11 protein-coding genes and 2 pseudogenes are annotated in these 12,764 nt (G+C 35.3%); 2 read left to right on the top strand and 11 right to left on the bottom strand.

Going from position 1 to position 12,764, the window contains the following annotated elements:
* Both ACMZ6U_RS06395 and ACMZ6U_RS06390 read left to right on the top strand, forming a co-directional pair.
* Positions 1-263, top strand: a 263-nt coding sequence (locus ACMZ6U_RS06395; protein ID WP_416107234.1) for a GTP cyclohydrolase I, incomplete at its 5' end; no start/stop codon positions are given.
* 20 nt (positions 264-283) lie between these two features.
* Positions 284-1,918, top strand: a complete 1,635-nt coding sequence (locus tag ACMZ6U_RS06390) for an ABC transporter ATP-binding protein (RefSeq protein ID WP_416107232.1) — start codon at positions 284-286, stop codon at positions 1,916-1,918.
* On the opposite strand, the pseudogene ACMZ6U_RS06385 reads toward ACMZ6U_RS06390, so the two are convergent.
* The 11 genes and pseudogenes from ACMZ6U_RS06385 to ACMZ6U_RS06335 form a co-directional block, all read right to left on the bottom strand.
* A pseudogene (locus tag ACMZ6U_RS06385) lies at positions 1,872-2,045 on the bottom strand (transposase); the annotation flags it as partial. The gene ACMZ6U_RS06390 and the pseudogene ACMZ6U_RS06385 overlap by 47 nt on opposite strands.
* 296 nt (positions 2,046-2,341) lie before the next feature.
* Positions 2,342-4,933: a pneumococcal-type histidine triad protein gene (locus ACMZ6U_RS06380; RefSeq protein WP_416107230.1), complete on the bottom strand. Its 2,592-nt coding sequence runs from the start codon at positions 4,931-4,933 to the stop codon at positions 2,342-2,344.
* A 366-nt stretch (positions 4,934-5,299) separates the two neighbouring features.
* Positions 5,300-6,235 carry a metal ABC transporter substrate-binding protein gene (locus tag ACMZ6U_RS06375; protein ID WP_416107228.1) on the bottom strand — a complete coding sequence of 312 codons (936 nt, stop codon included), beginning with the start codon at positions 6,233-6,235 and terminating at the stop codon, positions 5,300-5,302.
* 498 nt (positions 6,236-6,733) lie between these two features.
* The gene (locus ACMZ6U_RS06370; protein ID WP_416107226.1) at positions 6,734-7,696 is read right to left on the bottom strand and encodes a 1,4-dihydroxy-2-naphthoate polyprenyltransferase; all 963 of its coding nucleotides are present in this window, start codon (positions 7,694-7,696) and stop codon (positions 6,734-6,736) included.
* Complete coding sequence (locus ACMZ6U_RS06365) at positions 7,680-8,741, bottom strand: FAD:protein FMN transferase (protein ID WP_416107224.1); 1,062 nt, start codon at positions 8,739-8,741, stop codon at positions 7,680-7,682. Before ACMZ6U_RS06365 ends, ACMZ6U_RS06370 begins: the two co-directional genes overlap by 17 nt.
* Positions 8,742-8,852: 111 nt before the next feature.
* Positions 8,853-9,395: an FMN-binding protein gene (locus ACMZ6U_RS06360; protein WP_416107222.1), complete on the bottom strand. Its 543-nt coding sequence runs from the start codon at positions 9,393-9,395 to the stop codon at positions 8,853-8,855.
* Between the two features lie 167 nt (positions 9,396-9,562).
* Positions 9,563-10,252, bottom strand: coding sequence for an XRE family transcriptional regulator (locus ACMZ6U_RS06355; RefSeq protein WP_416107220.1), 690 nt, complete (start codon positions 10,250-10,252; stop codon positions 9,563-9,565).
* Between the two features lie 70 nt (positions 10,253-10,322).
* Complete coding sequence (locus ACMZ6U_RS06350; RefSeq protein WP_416107218.1) at positions 10,323-11,000, bottom strand: ABC transporter ATP-binding protein; 678 nt, start codon at positions 10,998-11,000, stop codon at positions 10,323-10,325.
* A gap of 11 nt (positions 11,001-11,011) precedes the next feature.
* Entirely contained in the window at positions 11,012-12,079 is a 1,068-nt protein-coding gene (locus ACMZ6U_RS06345) for an ABC transporter permease (protein ID WP_416107216.1), read from the bottom strand.
* A gap of 140 nt (positions 12,080-12,219) precedes the next feature.
* On the bottom strand, positions 12,220-12,603 hold the full coding sequence (locus ACMZ6U_RS06340) for a hypothetical protein (protein ID WP_416107214.1): 384 nt from the start codon (positions 12,601-12,603) through the stop codon (positions 12,220-12,222).
* A 57-nt stretch (positions 12,604-12,660) separates the two neighbouring features.
* A pseudogene (locus ACMZ6U_RS06335) lies at positions 12,661-12,764 on the bottom strand (IS5/IS1182 family transposase); the annotation flags it as partial.

Here is a 12,764-nt window from a genome sequence, read left to right as displayed (position 1 = left end):
TTGGTTTATCTAAGATTGCTAGAATTTCTGATTTGGTTTGTAGGCGTTTGCAAATTCAGGAAAGAATAGGAAAAGATATATGTGAAATTCTTGTTAATATTTTGTCGTCAGATGATGTCATTGTTAAGGTAGAAGGGGAGCATTCTTGTATGAGAGCACGAGGAATAAAAGTTGGTAATTCTTCAACCACAACATATTATTCAAGTGGAAAATTTAAAAACTCATTTAAATATAGAGACGAAGTTTTTAAGTTGTGTGAATAGAAAATATTAGAGGGTATTATATGAAAAATAAAATATGGCAAAGATTTAAGAGAAACTTATTATTATATTCTATTTTAGGGATAATTATTGCTTTACTTAAATCTATCAATACTTTTTATTTTCAAGAATTATTAGATTCTCACAATTCAAAATTTGATCCATTTATTCTATTTATGTACGCTATAACAATTGTTCTTGTTCCTATTCTTTCTTATTTAGATCAAAATCCAAGTACAAAGTTATATCATGGTATTTATTTTTTTCTGAAAAAACAAGCTCTTGAAAAAATTAGTAGAATTTCTTATATCAATTATACTCAACTTAATTCAGGAAAACTACTTCAAAAAGTAGAAGCCGGATCCTCAGCAGGAAGGAATGTTTATTTAAATTTTTATACTAGACTTATCAGAGAATTATTGCCAGAAACACTATTCAATTTATTTTTCATTGCCTTAATTGATATTAAATTGCTTATTCCAATTGCCGTTGGATATGTTTTTGTCTTCATACTGACAAAGTACTTGTTGAAAGTTTTACAATCTTTGAAGGAGACTTCATTAGTTTCAGAGGAGAAAATGAATCATACGTTAATTCGTGGGATAACTGAAATGGTTACCTTTAGAATAAATAAACTTTATAAGCGGGAAATAGCCAACTATGGAGTCATGTCTAATGAAACCGTCTCAGGTTTAACACATATGACCATGATCCATGAAATGTTCTTTGGAGTTTTTGCTCTCTTAGTGGCTATTATTAAGATTGTAACAGTCGGACTATTCTTTTCAGGATATATTACGGTTAGTATTGGTAGTTTGGTAGCTCTTCTTATTTATATTGACCGTATTTATAATCCAATAGCTATCTTTAATGTTATTTTTGTTCAATATAACTTAGATATTATTTCGTTCAATCGACTAAAAGAATTTTTTGAAATGGATGACGATAGGCATCTAAATTCGGGAGTAAGGGTCAAAAGAGTTTCACGGGTAGATTTTTCAGGTGTCAGCGTTCATATTGACAATAAAAATATCTTATCAGGGCTTAATTATTCTTTCAGAGATTGTAATATTTATGGAATTGTTGGTAAAAGTGGCTCTGGAAAATCAACTTTGATTAAGACTTTTTTAGGATTGCTAAAGCAATCTGAAGGAAAAATTTATATAGATGAAAGAGATTTTTCAGAAATAAACTTAAATGATTTTTATGATCAAGTTTTTTATCTTTCACAAGAAAGTCCAATTTTCTCAGGAACGTTGAGAGAAAATATTATTTTTGATAAACAGATTGATGATGAGCGTATCATAGAGGCATTGAGGCGATGTCAATTGTCAGAATTCTTTGAAAAACTTCCAGAAGGCTTGGATACAACAATAAGTAACACGACTGTTTCAGGCGGGGAGAAGCAAAGAATTGCTTTTGCAAGAATATTTTTCTCAGAAGCAAATATAATTATATTGGATGAGGCAACATCCGCTTTAGACGAAGTAACAGAGGGACTCATACTAAAAGAACTTCTTACTGTTTTTAAAAACAAAATGACAATTATGATTACACATCGACCAAGTAATTTAGCAATTGTAGATACAATCATTGATTTAGATAAGCTTAAGGAGGGAAATCATGAGGGAGCATGCGCCATTGGCAGCCTGTTTTAGTGATATACAAGGTTGCGTTCACAAGTTCGCGTTTAGACCATTTATAGGTGCGGTGTTTGGAGAAATAGGGTTCAAGTTGAGCCCATTCTTGATCGGTTAAATCAGTATCATATGCTTTTCGTGCCATATCTTTAGTTTAACATTTTTTATGAATACAGGTTCTTAGTTTTAAATGACATAGGACTAAATCCTTTTTTAGTATTTTCAAAATATCAAGCCTATAACATTAAATAACACACCCCTCCATGTCATTTACCGTTATTTTTATGAAACTCTGTGATATATCACAACTTGGTATGTCTAATGGAGTGAGTGATGTTATCGTTAAAAAATCAAAAAAAGAAGACAGTAGCCTAAAAAGGAGTACTGTCTCAGTAAAAATGATTGGCAAAAGTAGTCTTAGCATGAGAATAGGAGAGTAACCTATTCTATTGCCGTTGCATCTTCTTCTACCACGCCATCGTCTTCATTTGTTGATTCTGATGTCTGTTTTTCGACATTAGGCTCCGTTTGAACATCAGTTGCTTGATCTCCTTGATCTCCCGATGCCGTACTTTCATCTTGGTTATCTGAACTGTCGGCCTCATTATCTTGAGATTCTGGTTTAAATAGTGGAAAGTTTACTTTATTAACGATGGATTTATCCCAGTGTCCTTTATAGTTTTCTTTCTCACGTTCAGCCTTGACTTCTTCTATAATCTTCTTAGCTTCTGTTAATTCAGATTCAGATAATTGTGTAAATGAAATGGTACGTAATGATCCACCTTTCGCACGGGGAACAGCAACTGAGTTTTCCCAAATCATAGTTTGTGAGTCACGAATATCTTCTGGATTAAAGATATAGCCATCATTTGTTGCATAACGTCCTTCCTGAAGTGCTTGTTGTACTTCTTCAATGGTATGAATAATTTGCCAGTTTTTCATACCTGCACGCTGGTCGTTTGGAGTTGATCCAGCGATGTATTTGATTTTGCTGGTATTAGATGGTTTTTTGTCATCATGCCCAGGGTCAGTCCAAGCATCAGGTCGTACTTCAGGATGTTGCATGAGATATTTAACCGTCGCAATCTGTTCCTTCTTCATATCTTTATAAAAGGCGATATGTATATGATCAATATGAGGAATAACAAAACGATCTCCTAAATCAACTGTTGCGTTTTCCGCATGGAGTGGAATATCATCGAGATTGACATATAGTCCTGGCTCTAATTCACCTTCTTTTGGTGCAACAATATCATATTTATAGTCTCCATTTTTTAATTCAGCGAGTTTTAATTCTGCAAATGCACGTTGTGTATTATCTAATTGTTTCGCATCATAGATATATTCTTTGCCATCCTTAAGAAGGATGAATGAGCCATCTTTCTTGTTGATGACTTTGTTTGCATCAAAGACTGGCTTTTGGCTAGTTTTTTTAACTTGCTTATCTTCTTCGATAGCAACTTTTTCGTTATTTTCTGTTACCCATTCGGCAACTTGATCTAGTTCATACTGCTCAAGCTCTCTAAATGGAACCTCATGAAAATGATTGCCATGCTTTGCAGTAACTCCAGAGCTATCAACTTCAACAATAGAGCCTTTAGAGAAAACATAACCATCGTCTGTATCATAAGGTTTACCATCAAAACCTTTTGGACTAGCTTCGATTTCCTTACCTAAGAAAGTGTGGATAACTTTCTTAACGACTTGGTCTGATTTATTTTTAGGCTTATCTGATGTCTTAGCTGGCTTATTTTGTTTGGTATTATTAGCTTTAGGAGGTGTTTTCTTATTGTTTGTTTGGTCTTTATGCTTATGGTTGCTATTGTGTCGCTTACTGATGTCGTTAGCTGATGGTATCTTTTGCCCATTTAATTTAGCACTCAGTACAGCTTCTGTAGCTTCAATTTCTTCTCGTGTTAATTGATTAAACGGGATGATATGGAAATGATCTCCGTGTGGAATAACATAACCAAAATTTTTCTTCTTTGTTACTTGACGTGGATCAAATACTAAGCCATCTTTTTCAGTATGTCGTCTATTCTTTGGTAATTTGTACCAAGCATTTAATTTTTGTTCTAAGTAAGACAACTGATTATTAGAGGAAGGGTTATGACTGTGGGAGATATGTGCGCCACCATTTGAGACATTTCCAGTACCATAATTAGCATTATCCTTATTAGGATAACTATCACCAAGATGAACACTGTTACCGTTCTTATCCTTAACAACCATCGGTTTAGTAACAGGTGCATTGGCATTACCTCCACGACCAGTAGAGGACACTGCTGTTACTTTTTTACTACCTCCCTTAAGGTAAGCATTAGCTGCTGCTAATTCCCAACCTGCTAAATCACCTTTTGGAACATAGTGGAAATGGTCTCCGTGTGAAACAATGAAAGCATCTCCAGTATCTTCAACAATACTCTCAGGTGTAAAGACATAGCCGTCGTCGGTGGTGTAACGCCCCTGTGCATTCCGATGTCCTGAACCAGAGAAGATATTGTCTGACTTATTAGCTTTTCCCCTGCTGCCACTTTTACCATTAGAAGCTTGTTGCTCTTTTATTTCTTCCTTGGTACGGACACTATCTCGAACATTGGGATCTTTTAAGTATAGGTAGTATTGACCATTTACTTTAATAATAAAACCATCCTTATGCTCACTAACAATATCAGATTGTCGTAACTGATAGTTAGGATCGTCCATAAGCAATTCTTCACTGATTAAGGCATCGAATGGAACTTTACCGCTATAGTAATGGAAATGGTCACCATGTGATGTGACATAGCCATCGTCTGTAATTTTAACAACGATTTGCTCAGCATCAATACCTTCTTCAGCGTTTAATTTTTTAGTCTGTTCAGCTGCAGTTCCACTGGCAGAATCGTCTTTAGCAATTTGCTCCACACTATCAATATACTTAATGCCTTTATCATCTCTGGCTTGATAGGCAGTGATAGCAAAACCAGAACCTAATAATAAGGCGGCAGATAGGCTACCGATTGCCAGCGCTTTTTTATGTTTAATAGTCATTGTATCATTTATTCCTTTCATTTTATTAAAGAGTACCACTATATGACATGGTGTTTTCTTACCTATTTTGAGATATCTTGGAAGTGAGATGAAATCTCAGACATTTCCATTTTATTTTTTGTCAGAAAGCAAGATCAGTGATTGAATACGATCCAATCTATTGCTGCTATTAGTTTATCCAAGCTTTATGATTATGTGATTATCGATCATCTTAAATGACCACAATAACTTGCTGTTCATTGCTGTTTTGTGTTTATACTAATTACTTTCTTCTTCATATTACTAGTAGAAAAAATAAAGTGTTCCCCAATTTCTGGTTTTAGTTTTGGAAAACAATTATATTTCAAGCAAACAAAGCTCTATGGGCTACTTTTCTGCTAAATCATTTGCAATTGTATTTAATGTTTTATCTAGATTTTCTAAAAAGGTCTTATCATTTTGAGGATCCGCTTCTAATGGATCTAATGTTTTGACTTCCACACCTGTTGCATCTGCGATAACTTTTGCTTTCTTATTAGACGTCTGAGGTTCTGCAAAAATGGTTTTAACCTTATTTTCTTTAACAAACTCTAAGATCTCAGCAATTCGACGTGGACTTGGCTCTTCATCCTCAATACCAGAAATACCTAATTGATTCAACTGATAGCGGTTAGCAATGTAACTAAATGCTGTATGCTGCGTTACAAACGTACGCTTCTTAATATTTTTGAAGCGCTTGTCGTATTTAGCAAGCAGCTCCAAAGCCTTATTTTGGAATGCCTTGGCATTATCAAGATATTTTTGCTTATTCTTGGGATCGATTTCACCAAGTCTTTCAGCGATGATTCCTGCTTCATCTGAAATAAGTTGTGGGTCTAACCAGGAATGTGGATCATATAAAGATTTTTCATCGATACCATCTGTTGCTTCGATGTCTTCAAGACCTTTAACTTTCTGTAATTGGATACCGTCAGTACCTTCAATGATTTTAACAGTCGTTTTTTCAAAGTTTTCTTTTAGATTTTTTGTCCAACCCTCTAGTGTGCTTGAATGATACACAAAAACATCTGCATCATTAATGGCTCTAACATCAGCAGGCGAAGGCTCGAACGAATGAATGCCATTTTTTGAACCAATCATACGAACATCATTTATATCGCCAGCAATTTCTTGAGTTATAGCATAAATAGGATAGAAGCTCGTTACAATTGATAATTCTTTTTTCTTGGGATTCAAAACAGTATCACCACGGCTGCAAGCGCCTAAAAAAACAATGCTAATCATTATCAAACAAATACATGCCTTAACCCTTATTTTTCTCATTCCATCAACTCCTAATCTTTTGAAATCGTAATCCTTTTACGATACTATCAAAATACTTAACAATATCTTTTACACAACAAATAGGCAAATTTTTATTAGAATACAAAATAAGTTAGTATCTTGTTCTATCCAATGTTATGTCTTTTGGTAAGGATGAATATCATTATGATAAAAATCAACGTTAAGACACTGTAACTTTAGATTCACTATATTTGAGAACTGCTAAAACTTTGTTTTTTTATTCTAGATACGATTTATTTGATGATCATTTTTCACCGTAAGATATCGTTAGGATTTTATTCTCACCGTTAAGTTAACCAGTTAACTATTTAAGTTTATCAAAAAATATAAAAACTAGCAAGCGGAAATTCATAATAAAAATAATATAAGGGTACAAACAAAGCTAAAAGGACTAGTCCTGTGCAATACAGAACTAGTCCTTTTCGTGATTATTTGTCCAGCTTTTTAAGACAGTAGACTATGAAATGAGTGTTTTTCTTAAAGATGAAAAATGATGGCTATTAGTAGGGTGACAAGATACATCATTGAAAAGAGAACGAAGTTTTTTATGGACATGACAAAGGTTAGATGTTTTATCTGCTCTTTTTGAAAGGCTCTGAGATGTTTTGCGTATAGTGGTATAATAACGACTCCTGCTACCCCAATTAGAGGTATTTGGCCAAAAACAATACCTAAGTACCAGACTACCCATGGCAAAATACTTAAAAGAGTATAGAGTTTTACACCATTTTCTTTGCCAATGTAATAGACCAGTGTTTGTCGTTCATTTTTAAGGTCTTGCTCAAAATCACAAAGATTATTGGCTAACATGATGTTTGCGATAAGGCAGACAAATGGTAAGCTTAGGTAAAATATCTTAACAGTTTCAAGCCAATCCCAATCAATAGTCATTGACGGTCCTGACCAATGGCTAGCTAACAAAGTGTCAGGATGTTGAATAAAAATTGCTAGAAAGAAAATGCCGAATCCCATGGTGACCCCGGAAAAAGGTTCTCCAAGTGGTAAACGAGAGAGAGGGAATGGTCCGAAGGTGTAGAAAATCCCAATGAGAAAGCAAATCCCTCCAATGGGGAGTAAGAGGGTATCCGTCCGATAAACTAAGACCAAAGAAATTAGTGACGCAAAGATTAGCAATCCCCAAATAATGTTGATCATTTGGGGATAATCAAGATTGTGTTTACCAATAACATTATCTTCCTTCTGATAAGTTAGATCAACTGCCTTTTTATAGTCCATAGTATTATTGATAGCTGTGGTACACATATCAAAACTCAGAACAGCTAAAACAAATAAGAAAGTATTTAGCAGGTTAAAGTGATGATAATGAAAGACTGCCCACAAGATCCCAATAATCATAGGAAAGACACTAGCTACTTTTGTTCGTAATTCAACAAATTCAAGAAAGATTGGTAAGGTAAGTTGTTTATTTTTCGGTGACAAGGTGGTACTCCTTATTTCTTAATACAAAGTCATCCTTTAGTCCCTTACTAATGTGAATCCCATTCTCTTTATCAATAAAGACAGCTTCGACACCATCCATCCCATCAATCATCTTGATGCCGTCTTTAATGCCTAATAGAAATAAAGAAGTAGATAATTCATCTCCCTGAAGGGACGTTTTTGTGAAGACTGTTACACCAGAAATATCATTCTCCACGGGATAGCCAGTCTTAGGATCCATGATATGGTGGTAACGTTTGCCATTTTTTTCGATGTAGCGCTCATAGATACCAGAAGTCACGATAGAACTGTCCTTAACGTGAACTGAACCAACAGTATCCCCACGAACTTCGTCTGGATTTTGTACACCGATATTCCACCCCTCAGGATCATTCGGTGACTTTCCAAGGGTGAGGACATTACCTCCTAAATTGATAATAGCTGTTGTAATGCCATATTTTTTAAAGATTTTTTTGACCCCATCAGCGATATAGCCTTTTGAAATAGCTCCAAGTTCTAAGGTCATCCCTTTTTTAATATAGACGGTCTTCTTCTTTTTGTCTAAGGTAATATCCTTATAGTTGATGTAAGGCAATGCCTTCTTGATTTCTTGATCGTCTGGCACCCTAGCAAGGTCATCGCCAATTCGCCAAAGATTGGTTACGGCACCGATTGAGACATCAAATTTACCGTGACTATCTTTTGACATATCTTGAGCTGCTTCAATGATTTCAAATGTTCTGGGATCCACTTTAACCGCTTTTTCCCCAGCAGCTTGATTGATTCTATAAACATCCGCACCTTTGAGGTTAGTTGATAAGAGTTTTTCCATTTCTTTGATATAATCAATGGCTTCATCCATAACTTTTTCTTGATTCTCATGGTAGATGCTTAATTGAACAACAGTATGCAATAGGGACTCTGTACGTGTTTCAGGATCTTTGACAACAGATAAACTATTATCATTGCTTGCTGATTTTTGACATCCTATTAAGAGCAATACCGAGACAAGGAGGATAAGAAATGGGCTCAACTTATGTTTCATTACTTCCGATTTCCTTTCTACATAGTGAGAATATCACAAGAAAAAAGTGAAACAAGTCCTCATTTCGATAAGAAAGAACTTGTTTCACTCCAAACTGTATGAGATCTGCAATTATTCTGCAGGTAATTCGATGGTGACGGTCTCAGTGTGACCTTCTTCTGCTGCTGCAAGCAATGCTTTAGTTGATTCCTCAAAATTACTTGATGTGTGGGTTGCACCTGAAACAGCTTCTACTTCATCAACATTTTGTTTTTCAACCAGTTCTTTGTTCAACTGTTCTGTAGCTTCTTTAGAAGAAACACCTGATTTTTCTTTCATGTTTTGGTTGTATTCTTCATCATCAGCTTTTTTCTGACCATCTTTATTTTCATAACCAAAGTCAGATTCTGTAATTTTACCATCTTTTACAGTGATAGTATGAACAACTTTCCAACCATGTGAGTCGTAATCTGACTCAGCTTTATAAGTACCATCTTTTAAATCATCTGAAATTGCATCGCTAACTGCTTTTTTAGTATCTTCAACTTTTTTATTTACTTCAGATTTGGCTGTGTCAGCTGTTTTTGAAGCCTCTTTTGCTGTATCGCTACTACAAGCAGCAAGTGTTAACAACGAACCAAAAAGTAAAGTTCCATAAATTAATTTGTTTTTCATAAGAAATCCTCCTGAAAACTTTTTATGAATACATTATATCACAGGTTATGTGAATTGTCTAACATTTTTGAAAACCTTTTCTTAATAGTTAAGAGTTTTTCACTATTGTCATTTCTATCAGAGAATAGTGGAAATTCCTAAGTTCTGATACTCCTTCTAACCTCTAATTAGCCTTCTACTGGCATAAAGTGTCCGATAATTTTTCCGACAATACGTGGGTCTTCCTCATAGGGGACAAACTTATCAGCGTATTTGCGGTTGATAGATACTAAGCGTAGCCCCTCTTCTTCACGATAGACCCTTTTAATATAAGTTTGTCCCTCCCAATCTACGGCATAGACGGCTCCATCATAGTCAAAACCAGTCTGTTTAATCAAAACAACCTCGCCATTTAAGTAGGTTGGCTCCATAGAATCTCCAAACACCCAGGAAGCAAAGTCATGGTCAAAACGTTCTTCGTAAAAAACTTCATCATAATTCCCATCATTAAAATATGTATAACCAGTACCTGCTGATAAGTGTTCGTAGACCTTGTAAGCATATAATTCTCGCTTAGCATGTGAAATCGGAATAATGCTCTGTTGTTGCAATAATGATTTGCTATATGCGACAGCTTTTTGTCTATTGTCGTTATTAAGTTGTAAGTAAATGTCAACAATGTCGTGTTCTGATTCAAAATAAGAGGGAGAAACCTCCAAAATATCAGCTAAATGTTGTAAATGCTTTTGGTTGGGTCTTGTCTTACCAAGCTCCCAATTAGTGTATGATGGCCTTGAAATCCCTAATAAATCTGCAATTTTAGCTTGTGAAAACTTCTTCTGAATCCGTATCTCTTTTAATCGAATCCCTAAAAACATCTTTTTCTCCTATATGTAGCTTATAAACTACATATAGTTTACTAAAAAAAGTGTTTTTAAGCAACACTTTTTAATGTGAATGGCTAACATCTCGCAAAACTCCATCTTGCATCTCATAGACCTTATCACACTCTGCAATCATCCGCTTATCATGTGTGACCATAATAATAGCTTTATTCTTTTCTTTGCTTTCCTTAGCCAAGAGTTTAACAACATCATAGGCTCTCTTCGTATCCAAACTAGCTGTCGGTTCATCGGCTAAAATTAGGACAGGATCATTATATAAAGCGCGTGCGATAGCCACACGTTGGCGTTCACCTCCTGACAATCCTTCGGGCAATTTATCCGCTAGATGTGAAATACTGAGATCATTTAAAAGCTCTTCCGCTACTTCGGGACGACTAGACTTATTGATTTTATCCACTAACTGCAAATGTTGTTTAACAGTCAAAAAGGGTACTAAATTTGAAGCTTGTAAAATAAATCCAATATCTTGAAAACGTCGTTTAGAACGCTTTTTCTCAGATAAGCCTGAGTAAGAATGGTTATTGATAAGAACCTCACCACTACTTGGTGTTTGCAGACCACCAGAAATAGTTAAAAAGGTTGATTTTCCTGAACCAGATGGTCCAATAATAGCTACAAATTCTCCTGCTTCCACTTGAAAGTTAGTTTCTTTTAGAGCTGTGATCGTTTTAGAGCCATCTTTGAAAGACTTAGTGACTCCTTTTAAGCTTAATACTGACATGCTTATCCTTTCTAACTAATGGCAACAAGGGGATCAATTGTGGAAACCGATCTGACAGAGAATAATGTTCCCAAAAGTGCGAAAATAATCAAGGCTAAACCAATAGCTCCATAGAGTGTCCAATTGCTCTGAAACGGCACTGCTGCAGGTAGAGCAAGGGAGCTGAGCCAAGTCCCCAAGAGCCCCAAACTAGTCCCAACAAGGCTCAACAAGAAGGTTTGAGACATTACTGCTCCACCGATATAACTACTGGAAATCCCTTGAACTTTCATAACTCCAAAAATAGGTGCTTTTTGAATGGTCAAAACATACATAAAAATACCGATAACAACCGAAGCAATGATAATCAAGAATCCAATCATAAATCCAAAAGTCAAGTTTTGGGCATTATATCCAGGCAACTTTTTAATGAAATCAGCTATTTTTAAACGTTTCAAATCCTTGGGATAATCAGTTGCTTTACCTTTTACAACGAGAGCATTAATTGGTGATTTAGAGCTATCTTCTCCATATTTGACTTGATTAAAAGCCTTATGATTCATATATAAAACAGGTGCTACACTGAACATGGCATTGTCGGTGTAACCTACAATCTTTAGGGTCTTATCAGTGCTGGCTAGATGAAGCTTCTGCCCTATCTTAAAATCACTTTCTTGAGCAAGCGATTGGTCAATTACCACTTCCTTGTCGTTTTTGAAAAGACGACCTTGAGTGATGTTTGGTGCTAGAAAACTTGTCTTTTCTATGCCAAATAAAGAGACCTTTTCTTTTTCATCGTCTGTAGGATCATTTTTTGTCCAGGCTGAACTTGCCATTTGACTTAAAAGTGCTAAGTTATCTGCTTTGACTTTATCAATATCCTCTCTTGAGATGGTTGAAGCAGATAAAAGATCATTGGCTTCCTTGTTTAAAAGGATTGTATCAGCTTGCCATTTATCAACAGCAGAACGATTATCTTGCATAAGACCGAAAGCTAATCCAGTTAAAAAAAACATAAGATAAGCGATTAGAAAAAGCAAGCCTAAAATAAGACCATATCTTAATTTAGCATGTTTAATTTCATTTAAAGCTAGAAACATAATTGACTTCCTCTGATAGGTAAATTTGATTAGTTCTCGTAAGAACTAATTTAGAACTATTATAGTTCTCCCGAGAACTAAAGTCAATTAAAACTACTTAATCATCAAAAAGACCAGAATATTTCTGATTTTTTCAGGGATTATTCGGTAACAGTTAACTCTAGAAAACCGACACCACTACCGTAATCAACACGATATAAGCCTTTTTCCAAATGTGGCGGAATAATGAAGGTTCCGCTTGATACTTGCTGTCCTTTCTTGAAGGTTTTACCGTGTCTGGCTAACTTTTTAACTAACCAAGTAATCGAGTTCAAAGGATTTCCTAGCACTTCTGCTGATGTTCCCTTATCAATTTCTTGACCATCTTTGCTTAAAACGCCTGAGATATTAACTAAGTCTTCGACAGTAAAGTTGCCTTTGACATCCTGTTCTTGTCCATAGACAACGCGACCACCGACAGCACAATCCGAAACAACCAAATATTTGTTAAAGTTAGGGAACCAGTTCTTAGAACCTGTATTCACAAAGTTATAAAGCCCTTAAAAGACGATTAATGTGTGATAGTTTGACAAAAGCAACCTCTGACGATACCGATTTTTCAACATCCTTAGCCAATCTTCGAGAGTGGTTCAACCAAGCAAAGGTTCGCTCAACAACCCAACGTTTGGAAATGATTTGCCAGCTA

Source organism: Streptococcus pluranimalium (genome assembly GCF_047785745.1).
In the GTDB taxonomy this organism is placed as follows: domain Bacteria; phylum Bacillota; class Bacilli; order Lactobacillales; family Streptococcaceae; genus Streptococcus; species Streptococcus pluranimalium_B.
Note: the sequence above shows the minus strand (reverse complement) of the source record. Positions and strands in the feature narration are given on the sequence as shown.

Coding starts and splice junctions, on each gene's coding strand:
- ACMZ6U_RS06390 (WP_416107232.1), top strand. CDS start 284: ATGAAAAATAAAATATGGCAAAGATTTAAGAGAAACTTATTATTATAT.
- ACMZ6U_RS06380 (WP_416107230.1), bottom strand. CDS start 4,933: ATGACTATTAAACATAAAAAAGCGCTGGCAATCGGTAGCCTATCTGCC.
- ACMZ6U_RS06375 (WP_416107228.1), bottom strand. CDS start 6,235: ATGAGAAAAATAAGGGTTAAGGCATGTATTTGTTTGATAATGATTAGC.
- ACMZ6U_RS06365 (WP_416107224.1), bottom strand. CDS start 8,741: ATGAAACATAAGTTGAGCCCATTTCTTATCCTCCTTGTCTCGGTATTG.
- ACMZ6U_RS06360 (WP_416107222.1), bottom strand. CDS start 9,395: ATGAAAAACAAATTAATTTATGGAACTTTACTTTTTGGTTCGTTGTTA.
- ACMZ6U_RS06355 (WP_416107220.1), bottom strand. CDS start 10,252: ATGTTTTTAGGGATTCGATTAAAAGAGATACGGATTCAGAAGAAGTTT.
- ACMZ6U_RS06350 (WP_416107218.1), bottom strand. CDS start 11,000: ATGTCAGTATTAAGCTTAAAAGGAGTCACTAAGTCTTTCAAAGATGGC.
- ACMZ6U_RS06345 (WP_416107216.1), bottom strand. CDS start 12,079: ATGTTTCTAGCTTTAAATGAAATTAAACATGCTAAATTAAGATATGGT.